This window comes from Microbacterium sp. 1.5R (assembly GCF_007667425.1).
Taxonomy (GTDB): Bacteria; Actinomycetota; Actinomycetes; order Actinomycetales; family Microbacteriaceae; genus Microbacterium.
This window is the reverse complement of the sequence record NZ_VDRC01000001.1, coordinates 971,616-990,265: the sequence shown is the minus strand read 5'-3', so window position 1 is coordinate 990,265 and position 18,650 is coordinate 971,616. Positions and strand designations below refer to the sequence as shown.

Below are 18,650 nucleotides of genomic sequence, written 5' to 3'. Positions count from 1 at the left end.
GCGCCCCGCAAGGCGGGACGCGCCCTCCGCGCGCGCGAGCGGCAGCGTCTCAGTGAGCCCGCCCCTCCGCGAGATATGCGAGCCGGTGCAGAGTCTCCGAGTTCCGCCACCGCAGCATCGGGGTCGTCACGAGGGAGGGCAGCAGCGTCGCCGGGCCGGTCACCGGCTCCTCGTCGATGCGCACCATGCATCCGCCGTCGTACGATCGCGCCCGGATCGTGACCCTCGCTTCGCCGATGGGCCAGCCCTTCGCGCGCATCACCATCCGCCGGGGCGGATCCCACTCCTCGACCACGGTCGTGTCGTCGAGCAGCGCCGGCCACACTCCCACCGAGTGGTGCAGCACGGCTCCCGGTTGCGGCCAGGCCTCGTCGACGTCGCGCATGCGGGACGCCCCGACGACCCACCCAGGGTAGAGCCACCCGTCGTGCAGCACCTCGAACACGTCCTCCGGTCGGCAATTCATCGTGCGTACGTTCGTCGCCATGTCATCCCCTCTCGTCGGTCTTTCGCATGCCGGTCCTCTTCGCATGCCGGTCCTCTTCGCATGCCGGTCCCGCGCGTGCCGGCCTCTTGCGTGGTCGGTCCCTGCATCGTCGGTCCCGTGCATGGTGGACGCCGGCGCGCGCGGCACCCAAGGGGGTTGACGCGCCACCCGCGATGACTCAGCCACCCGCGATGACTCAGCCGAACGAGATGACCCCGCCGAACGCGATGACCCAGCCGAACGAGATGACTCAGACGACGCGATGACCCAGGCGAACCAGATGACTCGCACGGACTGGATGACCCGGACGAACCGGCAGACGGCGCGCGACTAGCACAACACCGCCGCCCGCGCCTCCCCCTGGAACCCTCCGCACCCCTCTGCGAATGTCGGAGCATGGCACTCATCGACCTTCCCGCTCGAGCGGTCCGCCGTGCGGGCGAACTCGCGCGCGACGACGCTCCGGCCCTCCTCACCCATGGCTACGGCTTCGGCTCGCGCATCTGGCAGCGCGTGCGACCGGGGGCGCGGTCCGCGCCGATGCGCCTGCTGGGAGACGACGCGGTGTTCGTCCGGGGTGTCGAGGGCGTCGAGCTGTTCTACGACGCCGACCGCATCGCGCGCCACGGCGCCATGCCCTCGGTTGTGCAGGAATCGCTCTTCGGCCACGACTCGGTGCACAGCCTCGACGGCGCCGCGCATCGTCATCGCAAGGCGACGTTCGTCGACGTCGCGTACGAAGACGAGCAGGTCGCGCGGCTGGCCCCCCTGCTCGAGCGCGAGTGGGAGGCCGAGCGGCAGGCCTGGCTCGATGGCGGCACCCGCAGCGCCTACGACGCGGCGGTCGGCGCCTTCGGCCGCGCGATCATGCGCTGGGCGGGGCTCCCCGGCACCGCGGCGGCGAAGACCCGCTGGGCGGCACGCCTCGCGCAGATCGTCGACGGGTTCGGATCGCCGTATTCGCCCGTGTACATCGGGGCGGTCGCCAACCGCTGGTGGTCCGACCGGCACGCCGCGCGACTCGTCGAGGCCGTGCGCACGGGCGCCCTGCGCGCCGAAGCCGGCACAGCGCTGTACGAGTGGGCGCATCACCGCGACCGCGACGGCGCGCTCCTCTCAGCGCGCGTCGCCGGAGTCGAGCTGCAGAACAGCATCCGTCCGATGATCGCCGTCGCACGCTTCGTCGCCTTCGCCGCGAAGGAGCTGCACGATCGCCCGGAGTGGCGCGCGCGCATCGCCGCCGAGACGGACGAACGCGGTGCGCTGGTCGGCGGCCCGCTGTCGGTCATGTTCGCCCAGGAGGTGCGCCGCACCGCGCCCTTCGTGCCGATGCTGCCGGGGTGGGCGATCGACGACATCGACATCGACGGCCAGCACGTCGACGCGGGCGGGCGGGTCGTGCTCGACCTGCTCGGCACGAACACCGACGATCGGTTCTGGGCTCGCCCCGATCGCTTCGATCCGGAGCGGTTCCGCGACGTGGGCGACGATTACGAGGCGCTCGCCGCCTTCGTCCCGCACGGTGGGGCCGACGTCGCGACCGGCCATCGATGCCCCGGTGAGAAGCTCGCGATCTCGGGCCTCGCGGCGGCGGTGGCGACGCTGAGCGACCCGCGCCTGCTGATCCTCGGCGCCGGTCTCGACGTGAACCGACGCCGGCTGCCCACCAAGCCGCGCTCCGGTGCGCTGGTGCGGTCGGCGACGGCATCGGGCAGCCGCTGCCCGTTCCACTGAAGGGCTCGCCGCGCCGCGGGTTGTCAAGGGGCGGGTGCGATCGGCCGGAGAGACGGATGCTGGACGCCACCCATCGCGCGATGGGAACCACTCGACGAACGGAGCCACCATGTCCGACCAGAACTCCACCCCGGATGCCGAGACCTCGTCGAACGACGAGACCCCGATGGTCCCGCACGAGCTGACCCCGGAGCAGCTCTCCGACGATCCGGTGGCGAACGACCCGGATGCCGCAGGCACGCCGAACGACGGCTCGGACGACGATGCCGACGGCTCGGTGGGCTCGGTGGGCTCGGACGGATCGGGTGACGACGGCTCCGACCGCGCCGACGGCTAATCGCGCCCCGAGGTGTCCGTCCCCGCGGGGAGCTCGGCCACCGGCACGATCACGACCTCCTGCACCTTCCAGTCGAGGTCCGAGATGCGCGCCGCGAGGTCGGTCGTCTGCTCGACGGTGACGCGTGACCGCCGTGGCACGACGAACGCCTCGATGTGGAAGACCTGGCCCTGATCCCGCATCCGCACCGAGGCGTCCGTCACCCACGGCTGCGACCGCATGGTCGACAGGATGTCGCCGGCGAGCGGATGCGGGTGCGCGCTGTCGAACGTGCGTGCGCGCTGGTCCATGAGGTCGATGATCGCGGTCTTGGTGTTCTTCACGCCGTCCCACACGATGCCGAGCGAGATGAAGAGGGCTGCCGCGCCGTCGAGCCACCAGAGGCCGGCGCCGACCCCCAGCACGCCGATGATCGAGGCGACCGTCGTCTGCCAGTCGGCCTTGGCCATGTCGGCGTCGGCGTAGAGGAGCTTGTTGTGCAGCACGGGGGCGAGCCGTGCCTTCGCCGGTCCGTAGAAGAACACGGGCCCGACGATGATCACGGCCATGACTGCCACCATGAACCAGCCGAGCCAGATCGTGTGGCCCCAGATGTCCACGGTGCCGATGGTCGGGTGCTCGGCGGCGACGAGCCCGGTGACGGCCTCGATCGCGAGATTCACGCCCACCGCGAGCAGCGCGACCCCCGCGACGAGGTGCCCGACGCCCATCGCGCGATGCAGTCCGTAGGGGTGCTTCACGGTCGGACGCCGCCGCACGAAGATCAGGGCGATGAGGAATGCGAACTGGGGGATGAGCGACAGCATGTCCTCGATCCAGGCCGTGCGCATGGCCTGCGAGCCGCCGACGACCAGGGCGATCACCGAGATCGTCACCGAGGTGTAGGCGATCGTGAACCATTCCCAGCGGATCGCGCTGCGCAGCGCCTTCTGCTGCTCCTCCGGCAGCTCGGTGCGTCCGATGCGGTCGACGCTCTTCACGATCCCACCTCCTCGTCGAGGTAGGTCTCGAGCGCGCTGAGGAACCCGTTCTCGCCGAGCGGCACGAGCATGACGATCGATCGACCGTCCGCGCCGTCGATGCCGGGGTACCCGCGTGTCATCCCGGCGCGATCGATCCACGGGCTCTGGTCGGTCATGCCGCCGACGACGAGGTCGAGGTCGCCGCGTTCCAGCATCCCGACCAGGGTCTCCTCCGAGCCCTCCGTCCAGTCGACGTCGGCGTCGAGCGTATGGGCGAAGCCGTCCACGAGGTCGGGCAGGCTGCCGTCGGGACTCCCGCGGCCGTCGTCCGTGATCAGGCCGGGGTCGGGGGAGAAGCCGACGCGCAGCTCCGCGTCGCGCACGCTCTCGAGGGTGCCGTCGGGATCGGTGGGGATGGTCAGCCCGCACCCCGCGAGCCCGACGGCGAGCAGCAGCATCGCTGCGGCCGCGCCGATCCGTGTCGTTCTCATGGCGGCATGTTCGCGCCGGCCGTCGCGGCATCGCAATGCTGTTGACGAGCGCGGTCAGGGAGGCTACGGCCCGATGCCCGCTACGGTAGGCACATGCGACAGGCCCTGCGGACGTTCGGACGCATCCTCGCCCGGCACTGGCCCGCGCTCATGGCCTGGTACCTCGGCGGCGAGGCGGTGCATCGTGTGCTCATCGAGCTCGCGGGCGTCGTCGGCGGACTCACCACTCTCGGCGGTCTGCTGCTGCTCCCGCTCGCGGTCGCGGCCCGCCTGATCTCCTACGTCGCGATGTACCTGACGGTGCGCCCCTCATTGCCCCACAGCAGGCGGGAGGATGCCGGCGGCCCCCGCGAGTTCGCCTCGGCCACGCTCGCCGCGATCCTGCCGTTCTTCGCGTTCTACACCGCGTGGGGCATGCTCGACGCGGATCAGATCGAGTTCTTCCGCATCGCCAGTGCGATCGCCCTCGCCGACTCGGGCTACGAACTCGATCAGATCGGCGACCGCGGCGGTCTCATCGGCGTCGGCATCCTGCCGGTGACGGTGCTCGTGATCGCGCTCGCCGCCCGGCTCGTCTACATGCGGTTCGCCGCACGGCTGCCGCGGGGGAGCGTCGTCCTCGCGGTGTACGCCGAGGTGCTGTGGACCTTCATGCTCTTCACCCTCGTCGCCCGGTGGTGGAGCGGCATCCTCGCCTGGTTCGGCGACCGCGAGGTGGTGAGCCGCCTGCAGGTGTTCGGCGACTGGTTCGCCGTCAACCTCGCACCGGTCGCCGTCGTATGGGAGGCCGCGACCTGGATCGTGGGCATCGTGATCGCCGCCGTCATCGTGCCGGCGGCCTGGCTCACCGTCGCGGGTGTCGTCTTCGGCACGACCTTCGACTCGACTCCCGGCTTCTCGCGCTGGGGAGCCGGTGCGGCCCGTGGCACGGCCATGGGCCTCGCCCGCACGCTGGTCATGCGTCTCGAGGGCCTCTGGGCCGCTGTCGCGGTGATCTGGCGCGGCGGACCGCTGCTGGTCGGCGCGTACGTGCTCGCCTACGCACTGTGGGCGCTGGCCGAGCAGTCGGGCACACGCGGGCTGCTGCAGCTCATCGGCGGACACGAGTCGTCGTTCTGGGCGGGTGTCTTCCCGCTCGCGACCCTCGCCGTGGCGGCCTTCGCCGAACCGCTCAGGGTCGCGATCGTCGCCACCGCCTACGACGCGGTGCTCGGCCGCCCGCAGGCCGGTCTCGACACCCGCCCGTCAGGGCTCGACGAGGAACCGGGCGGTCACGTCATCGCCGCCCTCGACGTCGAGGCGGAACGGCCCATCGGCGTCGTCGGGCAGCAGGAACACCGCGAGGATGCGGTACGACGACCCGTCGATGGTGCATGAGCGCTCGTCCTCGTCGTACGGCACGTCGACTCCGTCTCGCGAACTCAGCCAGGTGCGCGCTGTCGTCGTCTCGGTGACGCTCATGGTGCAGGAGCCGGCCTCCGGCCCGCCACTCGACGTGAAGCGGACGCTCAGCGACCGGGTGCCCTCCGGCGCCTCGAACTCGTCCCATTCTGCGCCGGACAGCGACAGGGTCTGCCCCGCGACATCGGCGCTCGACCCAGCCTCGATGACTCGCGCTGCGGGTCGGATGCTCGGCAGCACGTCGAGCCAGACGTAGGCGCCGACCACCGCGACGATCGCGACGGCGAGGGCGAGGAGCGCGATGCGCTGCCGACGGAACCAGGTCACGGTGCCACCAACCCGGAGCGCGTGATCTCGACGGTGTCCTCGCGGGCGATGCCGTCGAGGGGGAGGGTGATCACGACGAGGTCGTCGAGCTCGGCCGTGTAGTAGTCCGGCGTCAGGCGCAGCTCCGCAGTACCCGAATCGACGTCGGCGGGGAGCTCGAATGCCAGCATCCCCCCTGTGTCGATGCCGACGCGCAGCGGTGAGCCGACGAGCGAGGCGGACGGGCGCTCGCTCGCCTGGAAGACACGGTCGCCGACGGCGAGGGTCGCGAGCCGGATCGATGCGTCCACCTCCGTCTCGGGCGCGGAGGCGTGCACGGCGACCACGAGCCAGTGCCCCTCGGCGCTCCAGCCGTCGTCGGTCTCGATCGTCTTCGCGAAGCGGGTGTCGACGGCCGTGGCGATCAGCGCCCTGGACGTCGTGGTCTCGCCGATCGCGCCGTGCCGTTCGATCGGTGCGACCACGGCATCGTCGTCCGGTGTGAGGGCGACGAGCGCTCCGCCGCCCACGACGAGGGCGGCGCCGATGATCCAGGGCAGTGCGCGATTCCTCATCGCGCCTCCGATGCCGGGGTGATCACGCGCGCGACGAGACCGTCCGGACGCCAGGTCACGACCCGCGACGACAGGATCACCGCGCCGCGGCTGACCTCGGCGTCGTGCACGTCGAGCGCGACGGCGCCGTCGGCGAAGGCGTCGTCGGGCACCGGCCACGCGATGGTCACCTCGTCGGGCACCCCTGGTTGCAGGACGACCTGGCCGGCCGATCCGTCGGCCCGCCAGACCGACGCGCTGCCGGTGGGCTCGGTGCCGTGCAGCTCGAGCAGCGGGTCGGCGGTGTTCACGAGGTTGGCCTTCAGCAGGTCGGCGGTGGTGCCGACGCCGATCGGGGCGTCGGTGAGGTTCTCCATCCGCGTCGTCATGACGAGCAGCTTCTCGCCGGGCTCCGCCTCGAGGTACTCGGACTCGACGCCGTCGGTGAAGGAGGCGTCGAGCACGGTGATCGCATAGGTGGAGGTGCGCACCTCGTCGCCCGCCCCGACCTCGGCGGCCTCGGTCGTCGACCGCGCGAGTCCGCCGGTGACAGCCACGATCGCGACGACGACGAGCACGGATGCCGCAGCAGCCCAGATCGCGCGCGGCACGTCGCGCACCGACCGACCCCACCGCGAGAGCACGGCGCGGGCGCCGGTCTGCTCCCCCGAGATCGTCACGACGCCAGCCTAGTCAGACCGGAATATCGGCGTCGTCAGCGACAGGTCTCGAAGACATGCCCCTCGGCGCCGCCGGGCTGCAGGTCGCGATCGCGCAGCACCATCGACGCGGGCGAGTCGGGGTCGGCGCACATCTCCGCGAACGGGCGGGGCAGCCCGTCGGTGTACTCGATGTCGATCACCTGGTCGCCGTACACCGCGGTGTAGGCGCCGCACTCCTCGTACGCCGCGCATTCCTCGACCACCGCGAAGTCGAATCCCGCTCGGTCGCGCAATGCGACCGCATCCTCCGCGGCGTTCTTCTGCCCGGCCGCGAGCCCGGAGGAGTGCGCCCGCGCGACGAACAGGGCGCCGAGGGCGAGGTTGTCGTCGAGGGAGAGGGCGTCGTCCGAGCGCGTGTACGAGTCGAGGTTGTCGAACTCGACGGCGTCGAAGCCGGCATCCGCACATCCGTCGATCCAGGGGCCGACGATCTCGGCGATCCGCTCGCGATGCTCGCCCGTCGACGTGTCGAGCAGGGCCTCGTCCGGCCAGTCCGGGTCGAAGACGGGCTCGCCGGCATCCTGCAGGAGCAGGTCGTCCGGCCACGCGTCGAGCTCTCCCGGCTGGGTCTGGAAGCCGTTCACGTAGCAGATCGAATACACGCCGTCGGCCGGTTCGTCCGACCGGTCGCGCCCCACGATGCCCACGCCGTCGGCCGGATCGTAGGCGCCGCCGAGCTGATAGTCGGGCTGGGCGCCCGACGGGAGCGGAGCGATGCCGCCGGAGTCGCCGGTCGAGGGCGTCGCCGGGGCGGTGTCGCTGCTCCCGCCACCGCTGCTCCCGCCGCCGCTGCTCCCGCCGCCGCTGCTCCCGCCGCCGCTGCTCCCGCCGCCGGTCTCGCCGCCGGTGACCTGACCCGCACAACCGACGAGAGCGACGCCGAGCGCCGCCGCGAGCGCGAAGGCCGCCACGGCGGCCCCGGCCGATGTCGGGCGCCTCACCGCAGCGGGGCGCGGTCGGCGGTCGTGCGGTCGGCGGTCGTGCGGTCGAGGTGCCCCTTCACGAGGAACAGCGCGACGATCGCCAGGATCACGTACACGTACACCGACAGACCCGCGAACGCCAGCAGCGGGCTGCCTGTGCCGGCGCCGCTGTCGATGCCTCCCGTCGCGAGGAAGGTCGTGGGGTCGGTGATCGCGTGGAGCAGGATCGGCCAGACCAGACTGCCGGTCACGCGGAGCGTCAGGTACATCGCGACGCCGAAGAAGAAGGTGAACGCCATGGTGAGCAGCACCGTCGCGATCGGCTGGCCGCCTAGCAGGTTGGTGGAGTGCAGCAGGGCGAAGAGCAGGGACGACAGAACCATGACCCACCGCTCGGAGTAGCCGCCCTTGCGCAGCAGATTCACCGCGAGGCCGCGGGTGAGTAGCTCCTCGGACAGGCCGACGAACAGACCGGAGACGAAGGTGAGCACGACGACGCCCACCGCGTAGGTGCTCCAGTCGGTCGCGCCGATGCGCAGAACGGCGGCGGCGATCACGACCGCTGGGGCGATCCACATCCATCCGCGGCCTCGACCGGGCTGACGCCCGAACAGCTCGGGAAGCCACTTCACCGAGGCCGCGAACGCCACGAGGATCACGGATCCGATCACGACGGGGAGCAGCAGCGTGATGGCGACGGTCGCCGGGTCACCGAACTGGTCGGTGAGGTCGTACTGCCCGCGGAACACCACGCCGATCAGCTGCGAGGCCCCGATGTAGAGCGCGAGGTAGACCGCGGCGACGAGCAGTGCCCGCCACCACCCGCCGCGTTCCCAGAAGCGTCGCCAGGGCGAGGAGGGGGAGTCGCGTGGCGGGGACGAGGGGTCAGTCACGTGTCATACCGTACAGCTCGGCGATCTCCTTCGATCCCATCCCCTGCTCGTAGGTCGGATGCTGCGGCCACCCCTGCGGCGAATCCTCCCACTCCTCCTGTCGCCCGAACGGGAGCAGATCGACGAGTCCCTGCAGGTAGCTCAACCGCTCGGTGCCTCGTCCGCTCGTGTGCCACGTCCGGTACACCGTGTCGCCGTCTCGGAGGAACACGTTCACCCCGAAGCCCTCGTTCGGCCCCGCATCCACATCGGCTCCGAACGGGCTGTCGGCGCTGGAGTACCAGGTCATGCGATTCCCGACCCGGTCGCGATACGCGAGGGCCTCGTCGATCGGACCGTTCGTCACGATCACGAACCGGGCGTCGTAGTAGCGCTCGATCACGTCGAGGCGGGTGAACTGCGAGGTGAAGCCCGTGCACCCGGGGCACTGCCACTCATGTCCGTCCGACCACATGTGGTTGTAGACGATGAGCTGCGGGTGCCCGTCGAAGACGTCGGCGAGGCGCACCGGACCGTCGGCGCCGACCAGCGTGTACTCGGGCAGCTCGACCATGGGCAGTCTGCGGCGCTGCGCCGCGATCGCGTCGAGTTCGCGCGTCGCGGCCTTCTCGCGCACGCGCAGGTCGGCGAGTTCGCGGCGCCAGGTGTCGGCGTCGACCACGGGCGGGAGGGCGTTCTCGGTCGTGCTCACGGCGGGCCTCCGACGATCGGCGGGAATGTGGCCCCAGTCTGCGCTCACGCCCCGACCGCGTCAATGCCGGGTGGTGTCCGCGCCCGCGCCCGGCTGCTCCTCGGCGGGGTTGCGGCGGATGCCGATCCACGACACCACGCCGCCCAGCACGAGCAGGGTGGCGGTGACCCACGCGGCGTTGTGGAATCCGCCCAGATCGAGGGTGCCGCCGATGATCGTGGTGAGCATGGCCACGACCAGCAGGCCGGCGACCCGCGAGACGGCGTTGTTCACCGCCGAGGCGATGCCGGAGCGCGACTCGTCGATCGCACCGAGGATGGCAGATGTCAGCGGCGCGACGGTCAGCGACAGGCCGAGACCCATCACGATCATGGCGGGGAGCACCTGCCACCAGTAGTCGAAGTCCTCGGCGACGAGCAGCAGCATCACCGCTCCGGCGGCCATCACGAGCGGGCCGACCGTCATGAAGATGCGCGGGCCGAAGCGGCCGGCCCACGACCCGGCGCGCGAGCTCACGAGGATCATGAGGATCGTCATGGGCAGGCTGGCGAGTCCGGCGGCGGTCGCGGTGAGTCCGGCGCCCTGCTGCAGGTAGACGCCGATCACGAATCCGTTGAGCGACAGGGCGGCGTACACGAAGAGCGTGGCGAGGTTGCCCCACGCGAAGTCGCGCACCCGGAACAGCGACAGCGGCATGAGCGGGGCGGCCGACCGCTGCTGACGCACGAGGAACAGCGCGAACAGCGCGGCGCCGACCACCCCGGGGAGCCAGATCGCCGGAGAGGCCCAGCCGAGGTTCGGCTGCTCGATCAGCGCGAAGACGACGGCGCCGAGGCCGACCGCGCAGAGGATGCCGCTGACCCAGTCGACGCGCACTCCGCTCGGCTTCTCGTTCAGCTTCAGACGCGCGAGCAGCAGCAGCGTGACCCCGATCGGCACCACGTTGATGACGAACACGAAGCGCCAGGAGAGGAAGTCCACGAACAGCCCGCCGAGCAGGGGACCGACCAGCTGCGCGCCGGTCGTGAACGCCGTCCAGACCCCGATCGCCCGTGCCTGCACGTCGGAGCGCATGGTCGCGGTGATCAGAGCCAGCGAGCTGGGCACGAGCAGGGCCCCCGCCGCGCCCTGCGCCGCACGGGCGATGATGAGCACGAGGGGGTCGGGTGCCGCGGCGACGGCGATCGAGGCGACGCCGAACGCGACCAGCCCGACGCGCATCACGAGCACCCGGCCGTAGGCGTCAGACAGCGACCCGGCGAGCAGGATCAGAGCGCTGAGCGTGATGAGATACGCGTCGACCACCCACTGCTGCGTGGTGATGCCGCCGCCGAGCTCACGGCTGATCGCCGGCAGCGCGACCGTGACGACCGTGCCGTCGAGGAACGTCACGAACGACGCGAGCACCGCGACCGAGATCACGAGCCGCTGCAGGGGAGCGAAGCGCGAGGATGCCACAGGGCGACATTACTGCCGCGAACCGTCCTCCGGGGCGGTGGTGGCGCGGTACAGATCGCGGAGTCCCTCGGGTCCGCCCTGCGCGAGGGCGCGAAGCTGACGCTCGGCACCGGTGCCCTGCTCGCGGATGCGGGCGAGCTGAGCGGCGACGAATGCGTCGTCACCCTGCGCGGTGAGGGCCGGGGCGATGCGCGACAGCATCCGCTCGACGACATCCCAGGTCGGCGCCGCATCGCCCGTGGTGGGGTCGACGATGCGCGCCTGCTGACCGAAGCGGGCGGCGGTCCACAGCGAGGCGTCGATCGCGTCGAGTCCGACCTCGGGGCAGGCGTCGAGCTCCTCGCTCGCGACGAGCGCCCTGCTCAGGGCGACGGCCAGCAGCGCGTCGTCGACGTCGAGCTGGGCGTCGCACACCCGCACCTCGACGGTCGGATAGCGCTCGGAGAGGCGGGCCGTCCAGCCGATCGAGGTGGCTTCGGTGACGCCGCCGAGCGCCAGGAGTCCGTCGACGTGCGCGCGGTACTGGGCGTAGTCGCGCGAGTGCGGCGGCGTCCACCCGGTGGGAAGGCGTCGCGTGAGGATCGACCGCCAGCTCGCGAAGCCCGACGCGACACCACGGTCGAACGGCGAGTTGCCGGTGAGTGCCAGCAGCGCCGGCATCCAGGCGCGGATGCGGTTGAGCGCCGCCGCGCGCTCCTCGTCGCCGTGCACCTCGACGTGCACGTGCAGTCCGTTGACCTCGTGCGTCCGGGTGAGGCCGCCGAGCAGCGCGGCGACCCTGTCGTAGTGGGGCGAGGAGGAGACGACCACCTCGTCCGACCACACGAACGGCGTACCGGTGGCCGCCACGATCGCATGATCCTCCGCGGCATCGCGTGCCATGGCGACCCGCATGCCCTGCAGCTGAACGCGTGCATCCGCGGTGGTGTCGAGCGGAGCCGAGGCGGTCTCGAGCTGCGAGGTGAGGAATTCGGGGGTCACCGTGCCGCCCGCGCGATGACCGACGATCCGGTCGCGCGTGCCCTCGTTCATGCTCAGGGGAAGGAGGGTCTTTCCGTCGAGGAGGAAGAACTCCTCCTCGACGCCGAATCTGGCCACAGAGGTGGCCTAGTGGTCGCGCAGCGCCGAGATGAGCTCGGCCTTGCGCTTGCCGCTGTACCCGGTGAGGCCGAGCTCCTTCGCTCGCGAGCGCAGCTCGGCGACCGTCCAGTCCTCGTAGTCGCCGTGCTGACCGCCGCGGCGCCCGACCGCGCTGCGGCCCTGCTTCGCCGCCGCGTTGGAGATGCGAGCGGCCTTCTCCTTCGAGGCGCCGTCGTCGCGGAGCTCCTCGTAGAGCTCCGGGTCCTTCAGGGAGTTGTTCCTGCGTCCTGGCATGTCGTCGTCTCCTCACTCACGTGGCACTGCTCTGCGTCAAGCCCCTCGATGCGGGAGGGGGTGGGGGGATACCGTGAACGGATCGACGGGCGTGCCCTGCGCCCGAGAGAAGGGAAGACCGATGAATATCCTTCTGATCATCGTCATCGTGATCGCCGTCATCCTGGCCATCACCGGCGGGCTTGTGCAGTCCCTGCAGTTCCTGCTGTGGGTGGGACTCGTACTGCTGGCCATCGCCGTGATCGCCTGGTTGATCCGATCCATCTCGGGGAACCGCGCGCGCTGACCCGTCACCCAGTGAGGCCCGCTTCGGCGGGCCTCACTGCTGTGTGCGGGGCTATTCCTTGAAGCCGTCGCGGATGCTCTCGCCGGCCTTGTGCGCGGCATCCTTCACATTCTCGCCGGCCTGCTTGGCGGAGGCCTTCGTCTGGTCGGCCTGACCCTCGGCCTCGAGGCGCTCGTTGTCGGTGACCTTGCCGACGCCTTCCTTGATCTTTCCGCCCAGCTTCTCGGCGTTGTTCTTGATGTCGTTGTCTGCACTCATGATGCGTCCTTTCATCGTCCGATCAACGGGACTGCCACCCTCGCACGGGGCACCGCAACCGACCACGGGATTGACAACCGCCCGCGCGCGTGACATCAGGATCCGGCCATCGACGCCGGCGGCATCCCGGGCTACTGTGGGCCGCAGGCGGGTGGTCCTGCCCGCTCTCTCACCCGGCTGAGGCCGACGACGGAAGCGGTGCGCGATGGACTCGATGATGATGGACGCCTGGCGGACGAACATGACCTCGGCCCCCGAGGCGACGACGATGGACCCGGCGGCGATGGACATGTCGGTGCTCCAGGCCTGCATGGACGCGTGCGCGGCCTGCGAGCAGGCATGCACGGTGTGCTCGACGCAGCTCATGGACTGTGCGCCGGCGTGCATGAACTGCGCCGACATGTGCAACACCATGATGCGCGCGATGATGCGGATGCAGGGCATGACGCCCGCGTCGATGATGGCGATGCTCGACGCCTGCATCGCCATGTGTCAGACCTGCATGGACGAGTGCATGGAGCACGCCGCGCACAGCGACGTGTGCCGCATGTGCGCACAGGCATGCCAGGCGTGCATGGATGCGTGCATGGCCGTCCGCGACATGATGGTCGCCGCCTGACGCGCCTCAGTCGCGCGCGACGTTGAACCGCGTGCGGCCCACCGCGAGCACGCCGTAGCGCACGTGCAGCGCCACGGGGGTCCCGGCCGGAGCCTCGTGTGCGGCGCCCGCCGCGTTCCAGAGCGCGTGGGTGACGCGGTCGAGCGTGCGCACGACGAGGTCGCCGGAGCGCGCGTCGGCGTGTTCGACGATCGCGTCCACCCACTCCGACGGCGTCGCCGAGGCGAGGCGCGCCTGGATGAGGTGCAGCGCGTGACCAGGTGCGTGCGACGAGCAGGCGTCGCCCCGTGCGCACATGCACGCCGAACGCTCACGCACCGTCGAGGGTGAGAGATGGTTCTGCGGCGTGGACACGGCTGGCTCCTTCAGGCTGCGGTCGGGCGGGTGTTCCGGCCAGCGTAGGCGCGGCATCCGTCGGCGGGTACCCGCATCGACACGAGGCGAAACAAACGGGCGTATACTCGCCGGGTGCTGTTGTCGATGAGCGCCCCCGGATTCCCGGAGCGGGCGCGGAATGGAGCCGCAGGCGCATCTCGCGCCGCGGGCAGAGGCTGACGATCGGCCGGAGGCGGAACTTCCCGTCACCGGCGTCGCGTCGTACCCGGCATCCCGCCGGCCTCTTCCTCCGACTTCCGCCGCACACCCGCGGCCTCTTCTGAAAGCACACATTCATGCGTCCCCTCGACGATCGCGTCCTGCGCGCCTCCTTCATCAACGCCACCCGCAAAGAGGTCTCCGACATCTCGCTGCCGCCCGGTTTCGCCGAGATCGACTTCGACACGCTCGACTACCTCGGCTGGACCGACCCCAAGCTCCCGCGCCGCTCGTACGTCGTGGTGTGGATCGACGACGTCGCCACCGGCGTCGTGCTGCAGCGTGCGGAGCAGCGCGTCATCGCCCGGGCCCAGTGCTCGTGGTGCGAGGACGTGACGCTTCGCAACGACGTGCAGCTCTACACCGCCCGCAAGGCCGGCCCCGCCGGTCGCAAGGGCGACACGATCGGCAACCTCACGTGCGCCGAGTTCGGCTGTTCGAAGAACGTGCGCGTGCTGCCGCCGCTCGCGTACCAGGGGTACGACCGCGAGCTCGCGCGCGAGATGCGCATCCTCAAACTGCAGGAGCACGTGCAGGCGTTCGTCCGCGCCGTCGCGGTCTGACCGGCCTGGTTAGGCACCGGCTCGGCGCCGGCCGACTCAGGATGCCGCGATGACGGCGCGCACGTGCGCGCTCGCGGCGTCGGCGAGTTCGGCGGAGAGCCGCGCGAACTCGCCGACGCTGCGTCGCCCCGGCCAGTCGGCAGGCAGCATCGACGGCGGAAGGCCGGGATCCACGTAGGGGAGTACCCGCCACCGGTCGAGCAGGTGCACGTACGCGGCGAACGGCGCAGCCGGCAGCGTCTCGAGCGACCGCTGGAACGCGAGGTGCTCGGTGCGCAGCGCGTCGAGATCCCACCAGCGCGCCGCGGCGTCGGCGACCGCTCCCTCGACGACGGGGTGGGCGCCGCGGAACAGGGTGACCCAGGCGCGCGCTCCGACGTCGGCGACGATCTCCTCCGCCTCCTCCTGCAGATGCCCGGGGCAGATCAGCAGAGCGGCCGACACCGTGCCCGCACCGATCCACTGCAGGCGGCGGCGCAACTGGTGCCGCACGCTTCTGGCGCCCTCGGGGATCGAGAACGACACGAGGCACCACGGGTCGGCATCCGCCATCTCCCGCATCTCGAAGATGCGCCGATCTCCGCGTTCGAGCATCGCGACCGCGTCCTGGTTCAGGCGGTAGCCGGGCCCGTCTCGTCGCTCGGCGAGCAGCAGGCCCTTCTGCTTCACCCGGGTGATGCCGGTGCGCGCCTGCGCGGCGGGGATGCCGAGATCGACCGCCAGCGCCACGAGGTGCGAGGTCGAGATCCATCCGCCGAGTGGGCGCAGGTACAGGCCGATCAGTGTGCGCAGCAGCGACGCGGTGCTGCCGGGGCGGGCGTCGATGTCGTCGAGCACCGCGCCGCCGCCCGCGACTCGACCCGCGCTGGCGACCCGGCCCGCGCCGGTGCTCGTGACCCGCGCGGCCTCAGCCACGCGCGGCCAGGGCATCGCGCACCGCGAGCACTCCGCCGACGGTCTCGGTGTACGACGTGCTGAGCGGCGACAGCCCGAGGCGGATGCCGTCGGGGAACCGGAAGTCGGGAATGATCCCGTCGGCCCAGAGCCGCTGCGTCACCGCGCGGAAGTCGGGGTGGCCGATGGTGATGTGCCCGCCGCGCGCGGCGGCATCTCGCGTGCTGAGCAGCCGCACGCCGAGCGGGGCGAGCACCTCGTCATAGGCGCGGATCGCGAGGTCGGTGAGGGCCTGCGACTTCTCGCGCACCGCCCCGATCGTGGCCTGCTCGATGAGGTCGAGCATCCCCTGCATGGCGAGCATCGACGTCACCGGCGGCGTGCCGCTCAGCAGCTGACGGATGTCGGCGGCGGGGACGTACTCGGGGCCCATCGCGAAGATGTCGGCGGCGCTCCACCACCCCTGGATGGGCTGCTGCAGCACGCCCTGCAGCGAACGGCGGAGGTACGCGAACGCCGGGGACCCGGGCCCGCCGTTCAGGTACTTGTACGTGCAGCCGACGGCGAGGTCGACGCCCCACTCGTCGAGCTGCATCGGCACGACGCCAGCCGAGTGGCAGAGGTCCCACATCATCAGCGCACCGGCCTCGTGCGCGGCCGCGGTGATCGCCGGCATGTCGGCCAGCGCGCCGGAGCGGTAGTCGACGTGACTGAGCGAGACCACGGCCGTGCGCTCGGAGAGCACGGCGACGACATCGGCCACCTGCACGCCGTGCACCGGGTCGGGCTCGATCCAGCGGATCGTCGCCCCCGTCTCGGCGGCCACACCTTCGGCGAGGAAGCGGTCGGTGGGGAAGTTCCCCGTCTCCATGACGAACTCCGTGCGGGCGGGGTCGTGCGCGAGTGCCGCGCGCAGGAGCTTGTAGATGAGCACGCTGGTCGAGTCGGCGACGACCGTCTGACCGGGCGCTGCGCCGAGGGCGATCGCGCCGATGCGGTCGCCGAGCGCCATCGGCAGCGCCATCCACTGCTCGTCCCAGGAGCGGATCAACCGCGTGCCCCAGTCCTCGCGGGCGAAGGCGGCGAGGCGCTCCGGCACATCGCGCAGGGGGCGTCCCAGCGAGTTGCCGTCGAGGTACGCGTGCACACCCGGAGCGTCGGCGAAGGCGTCGAGGTGCGCCCCGAGCGGGTCGGATGCATCGAGGGCCGCGGCGAGCTCGCGGAGGGATGCGTCCGCGGTCGTGTCATGGCGGGTCTCATGGTCGGTCATGTCAGGCCTCCAGATCGGCGGTGGTCAGCGGGCGCGCGAGAGTCGGGTGCGCATCGCGGTGGGGCAGGACGAGCAGCACCGACGCCGGGTCGAGGGGGTCGACGGGCGCGAGGGAGTTCAGGAGCGCTGTGCCGTCGATTCCGGCCTGCCGCAGCGCCGCGAGTTCGAGATCGTGGAGGTCGACCGGCGTCGGGCCGTTGCCCATGTCCGTGCCGTACCGCAGCCGACCGCCCGCGGCGTGGAAGCGGCGGACGTTGTCGACGGCGACGTGCAGGTCGGCGCCGCCGTGGATCGAGAGCGTCGAGATCCAGGACACGGATGCCGCCTGCTCGGCGATCTCGTCGTCGGAGAGACGCTCGGTGAAGGGCGCGTGCGCGAGAGAGCGAGCACCGAGCCGGACCACTCGCTGCGCTTCGCCGCGGCCCTGGGCGTGCACGACGACGGGCAGGCCGCGTGCGCTCGCCGCGTCGACGACGACCCGCACCAGCTCGTCGGAGAACACCGGACCGGCCGCGCTGTTGCTCGCGACCTTGATACAGGATGCTCCGGCAGCCGCCATCTCGGCGACGGCCGCCGTGGCCTGCCCTGCGTCGGCGATCTCGCGGACGGAGCCCGCGGGCGCCCACTCGCGATCCGAGGGGTAGCCGCCCCGCGCGGTGAGGAACGCACCGGCGTACTCGATGCGGGTGGCGCGTCTCGTCTCGTCGGTGCGCCTCGCGCCGCCGTACGACGCCACCACGCCCGGATCCGCCCCGAGATCCACGACCCGCCCGAGCCGTGATCCGGTCAACCGCTCGTGCTCGACGAGCTGCAGATGCACGTGGTGGTCGGTGAACCCGCCCACGATCACTCCCTCGATCCGGGGAAGAGCGGATGCCGCGGGCTCGCCGCGCAGCAGCATCCGGCCGTCTCCGTCGACGTCGACGACGCCGTCGCGCCACCGCGCACCGTCGAAGAACGTCGCGGCCCTCATCAGGCGCCGATCTCGGTGCGCACGGTGTAGAGCTCGGGGAAGAAGGTGAGGTCGAGGGCGCGCTGCAGGAAGCCGACCCCGCTCGAGCCGCCGGTGCCGACCTTCATGCCGATCGTCCGCGCGACGGTCTTGAGGTGGCGGAAGCGCCAGAACTGGAAGTTGTCCTCCAGATCGACGAGGTCTTCGCATGCCTCGTAGAGGTCCCAGTGCGTCGCCGGGTCCTGGTAGATCGCGCGGATCGCCGGTACGAGCGCGGCCGTCTCGCGGTAGGGGAGGCGCACATCGCGGTCGAGGATCTCGGCGGGTACCGGCAGGCCGCGGCGGGCGGCGACGCGCAGGAACTCGTCGTAGAGGGTCGGCTTCTCCCACTCGGCTTCGAGCAGGGTGCGGTTGGCCGGGTGGTCGGAGAAGACGCCGAGCATCTTCTCGTTCTTGTTGCCGAGCGCGAACTCCACCGCGCGGTACTGCACGGACTGGAAGCCGGAAGAGTTGCCGAGCGCTCCGCGGAACTGCGCGTACTCGGTGGGCGTTAGCGTCGCGAGCACCGACCACTGCTGCGTGATGACGTCCTGGATGCGCTTGATGCGGGCGATCCGTTTCAGGGCTTCGCGCAGGTCGTCGCGGGCGAGCAGCTCGCGCGCCGACGACAGCTCGTGCAGCATCTGCTTGAGCCACAGCTCGGTGGTCTGGTGCTGGATGATGAACAGCATCTCGTCGTGGTGCTCGGGAGCGCTGACCGGTCGCTGCGCCGTGAGCAGCTGGTCGAGGGCGAGATACGACCCGTAGGTCATGCGGCCGGACAGGTCCGTGACGATGCCCTCTTCGAGGGCCCGCTCGTTCTCGGTGCTCATGACGTTGAA

The 18,650-nt window shown here is 71.1% G+C and carries 22 protein-coding genes; 5 read left to right on the top strand and 17 right to left on the bottom strand.

The features are described 5' to 3' along the window. Nucleotides 1-49 precede the first annotated feature (49 nt). A complete protein-coding gene (locus tag FSY98_RS04945; RefSeq protein ID WP_144874480.1) occupies nt 50-487 on the bottom strand; it encodes an SRPBCC family protein in 438 nt (145 codons plus the stop codon). A gap of 396 nt (nt 488-883) precedes the next feature. On the opposite strand from FSY98_RS04945, the gene FSY98_RS04935 reads away from it, so the two are divergent. Both FSY98_RS04935 and FSY98_RS04930 read left to right on the top strand, forming a co-directional pair. Continuing rightward, nucleotides 884-2,221, top strand: a complete 1,338-nt coding sequence (locus FSY98_RS04935; RefSeq protein ID WP_144874478.1) for a cytochrome P450 — start codon at nt 884-886, stop codon at nt 2,219-2,221. Nucleotides 2,222-2,330: 109 nt separating this feature from the next. Next, nucleotides 2,331-2,558 (top strand): hypothetical protein, encoded by a 228-nt coding sequence (locus FSY98_RS04930; protein ID WP_144874476.1) that lies wholly within the window; start codon nt 2,331-2,333, stop codon nt 2,556-2,558. Here the strand turns inward: FSY98_RS04930 and FSY98_RS04925 are convergent. Further along, entirely contained in the window at nt 2,555-3,538 is a 984-nt protein-coding gene (locus FSY98_RS04925) for a cation diffusion facilitator family transporter (protein WP_260857283.1), read from the bottom strand. The two genes, FSY98_RS04930 and FSY98_RS04925, sit on opposite strands and share 4 nt — an antisense overlap. Next, nucleotides 3,535-4,011, bottom strand: coding sequence for a hypothetical protein (locus FSY98_RS04920; protein WP_186307545.1), 477 nt, complete (start codon nt 4,009-4,011; stop codon nt 3,535-3,537). Before FSY98_RS04920 ends, FSY98_RS04925 begins: the two co-directional genes overlap by 4 nt. A 93-nt stretch (nt 4,012-4,104) precedes the next feature. On the opposite strand from FSY98_RS04920, the gene FSY98_RS04915 reads away from it, so the two are divergent. Then, the gene (locus FSY98_RS04915; protein WP_144874474.1) at nt 4,105-5,388 is read left to right on the top strand and encodes a hypothetical protein; all 1,284 of its coding nucleotides are present in this window, start codon (nt 4,105-4,107) and stop codon (nt 5,386-5,388) included. Between the two features lie 347 nt (nt 5,389-5,735). Here the strand turns inward: FSY98_RS04915 and FSY98_RS04910 are convergent, their stop codons facing one another. From FSY98_RS04910 to FSY98_RS04875, 8 genes are read right to left on the bottom strand one after another with little or no spacing between them, the layout of a single operon-like run. Continuing rightward, complete coding sequence (locus FSY98_RS04910; protein WP_144874472.1) at nt 5,736-6,293, bottom strand: hypothetical protein; 558 nt, start codon at nt 6,291-6,293, stop codon at nt 5,736-5,738. Further along, the gene (locus FSY98_RS04905) at nt 6,290-6,952 is read right to left on the bottom strand and encodes a hypothetical protein (RefSeq protein WP_144874470.1); all 663 of its coding nucleotides are present in this window, start codon (nt 6,950-6,952) and stop codon (nt 6,290-6,292) included. The genes FSY98_RS04910 and FSY98_RS04905 overlap by 4 nt, the downstream gene beginning before the upstream one ends. Before the next feature lie 35 nt (nt 6,953-6,987). Beyond that, nucleotides 6,988-7,905, bottom strand: coding sequence for an endo alpha-1,4 polygalactosaminidase (locus tag FSY98_RS04900; protein ID WP_260857282.1), 918 nt, complete (start codon nt 7,903-7,905; stop codon nt 6,988-6,990). A 26-nt stretch (nt 7,906-7,931) separates the two neighbouring features. Further along, the gene (locus FSY98_RS04895) at nt 7,932-8,810 is read right to left on the bottom strand and encodes a CPBP family intramembrane glutamic endopeptidase (RefSeq protein ID WP_144874468.1); all 879 of its coding nucleotides are present in this window, start codon (nt 8,808-8,810) and stop codon (nt 7,932-7,934) included. Beyond that, nucleotides 8,803-9,501 carry a DUF899 family protein gene (locus FSY98_RS04890; protein ID WP_144874466.1) on the bottom strand — a complete coding sequence of 233 codons (699 nt, stop codon included), beginning with the start codon at nt 9,499-9,501 and terminating at the stop codon, nt 8,803-8,805. Before FSY98_RS04890 ends, FSY98_RS04895 begins: the two co-directional genes overlap by 8 nt. A gap of 60 nt (nt 9,502-9,561) precedes the next feature. Beyond that, on the bottom strand, nt 9,562-10,959 hold the full coding sequence (locus FSY98_RS04885) for an MFS transporter (RefSeq protein ID WP_144874464.1): 1,398 nt from the start codon (nt 10,957-10,959) through the stop codon (nt 9,562-9,564). Between the two features lie 9 nt (nt 10,960-10,968). Next, nucleotides 10,969-12,057, bottom strand: coding sequence for a YbdK family carboxylate-amine ligase (locus tag FSY98_RS04880; RefSeq protein WP_144874462.1), 1,089 nt, complete (start codon nt 12,055-12,057; stop codon nt 10,969-10,971). A 9-nt stretch (nt 12,058-12,066) separates the two neighbouring features. Then, nucleotides 12,067-12,333, bottom strand: coding sequence for a Rho termination factor N-terminal domain-containing protein (locus FSY98_RS04875; RefSeq protein WP_144874460.1), 267 nt, complete (start codon nt 12,331-12,333; stop codon nt 12,067-12,069). Between the two features lie 121 nt (nt 12,334-12,454). Here FSY98_RS04875 and FSY98_RS16630 point away from each other — a divergent pair, with 121 nt between their 5' ends. Continuing rightward, entirely contained in the window at nt 12,455-12,619 is a 165-nt protein-coding gene (locus FSY98_RS16630; protein WP_186307544.1) for a hypothetical protein, read from the top strand. A gap of 51 nt (nt 12,620-12,670) precedes the next feature. Here FSY98_RS16630 and FSY98_RS16905 read toward each other — a convergent pair whose 3' ends face one another. After that, nucleotides 12,671-13,366, bottom strand: coding sequence for a CsbD family protein (locus FSY98_RS16905; protein WP_260857281.1), 696 nt, complete (start codon nt 13,364-13,366; stop codon nt 12,671-12,673). A 136-nt stretch (nt 13,367-13,502) separates the two neighbouring features. Next, nucleotides 13,503-13,850 (bottom strand): hypothetical protein, encoded by a 348-nt coding sequence (locus FSY98_RS04860; protein WP_144874456.1) that lies wholly within the window; start codon nt 13,848-13,850, stop codon nt 13,503-13,505. Between the two features lie 317 nt (nt 13,851-14,167). Here FSY98_RS04860 and FSY98_RS04855 point away from each other — a divergent pair, with 317 nt between their 5' ends. Beyond that, complete coding sequence (locus FSY98_RS04855) at nt 14,168-14,653, top strand: FBP domain-containing protein (protein WP_144874454.1); 486 nt, start codon at nt 14,168-14,170, stop codon at nt 14,651-14,653. Between the two features lie 36 nt (nt 14,654-14,689). Here FSY98_RS04855 and FSY98_RS04850 read toward each other — a convergent pair whose 3' ends face one another. From FSY98_RS04850 to FSY98_RS04835, 4 genes are read right to left on the bottom strand one after another with little or no spacing between them, the layout of a single operon-like run. Continuing rightward, the gene (locus FSY98_RS04850; RefSeq protein WP_313955853.1) at nt 14,690-15,568 is read right to left on the bottom strand and encodes a PaaX family transcriptional regulator C-terminal domain-containing protein; all 879 of its coding nucleotides are present in this window, start codon (nt 15,566-15,568) and stop codon (nt 14,690-14,692) included. Continuing rightward, on the bottom strand, nt 15,561-16,817 hold the full coding sequence (locus tag FSY98_RS04845; RefSeq protein ID WP_144874450.1) for a kynureninase: 1,257 nt from the start codon (nt 16,815-16,817) through the stop codon (nt 15,561-15,563). The genes FSY98_RS04850 and FSY98_RS04845 overlap by 8 nt, the downstream gene beginning before the upstream one ends. A gap of 1 nt (nt 16,818) precedes the next feature. After that, nucleotides 16,819-17,790, bottom strand: coding sequence for a hydrolase (locus tag FSY98_RS04840; protein ID WP_144874448.1), 972 nt, complete (start codon nt 17,788-17,790; stop codon nt 16,819-16,821). Then, nucleotides 17,790-18,641 (bottom strand): tryptophan 2,3-dioxygenase, encoded by an 852-nt coding sequence (locus FSY98_RS04835; RefSeq protein ID WP_144874446.1) that lies wholly within the window; start codon nt 18,639-18,641, stop codon nt 17,790-17,792. Before FSY98_RS04835 ends, FSY98_RS04840 begins: the two co-directional genes overlap by 1 nt. Nucleotides 18,642-18,650 lie beyond the last annotated feature (9 nt).

Bases quoted from the DNA above. Each gene is read 5' to 3' on its own strand.
- FSY98_RS04945 (WP_144874480.1), bottom strand. From the start codon at position 487: ATGGCGACGAACGTACGCACGATGAATTGCCGACCGGAGGACGTGTTC.
- FSY98_RS04935 (WP_144874478.1), top strand. From the start codon at position 884: ATGGCACTCATCGACCTTCCCGCTCGAGCGGTCCGCCGTGCGGGCGAA.
- FSY98_RS04930 (WP_144874476.1), top strand. From the start codon at position 2,331: ATGTCCGACCAGAACTCCACCCCGGATGCCGAGACCTCGTCGAACGAC.
- FSY98_RS04920 (WP_186307545.1), bottom strand. From the start codon at position 4,011: ATGAGAACGACACGGATCGGCGCGGCCGCAGCGATGCTGCTGCTCGCC.
- FSY98_RS04915 (WP_144874474.1), top strand. From the start codon at position 4,105: ATGCGACAGGCCCTGCGGACGTTCGGACGCATCCTCGCCCGGCACTGG.
- FSY98_RS04910 (WP_144874472.1), bottom strand. From the start codon at position 6,293: ATGAGGAATCGCGCACTGCCCTGGATCATCGGCGCCGCCCTCGTCGTG.
- FSY98_RS04875 (WP_144874460.1), bottom strand. From the start codon at position 12,333: ATGCCAGGACGCAGGAACAACTCCCTGAAGGACCCGGAGCTCTACGAG.
- FSY98_RS16630 (WP_186307544.1), top strand. From the start codon at position 12,455: ATGAATATCCTTCTGATCATCGTCATCGTGATCGCCGTCATCCTGGCC.
- FSY98_RS16905 (WP_260857281.1), bottom strand. From the start codon at position 13,366: ATGGCGATGCAGGCGTCGAGCATCGCCATCATCGACGCGGGCGTCATG.
- FSY98_RS04855 (WP_144874454.1), top strand. From the start codon at position 14,168: ATGCGTCCCCTCGACGATCGCGTCCTGCGCGCCTCCTTCATCAACGCC.
- FSY98_RS04845 (WP_144874450.1), bottom strand. From the start codon at position 16,817: ATGACCGACCATGAGACCCGCCATGACACGACCGCGGACGCATCCCTC.
- FSY98_RS04840 (WP_144874448.1), bottom strand. From the start codon at position 17,790: ATGAGGGCCGCGACGTTCTTCGACGGTGCGCGGTGGCGCGACGGCGTC.
- FSY98_RS04835 (WP_144874446.1), bottom strand. From the start codon at position 18,641: ATGAGCACCGAGAACGAGCGGGCCCTCGAAGAGGGCATCGTCACGGAC.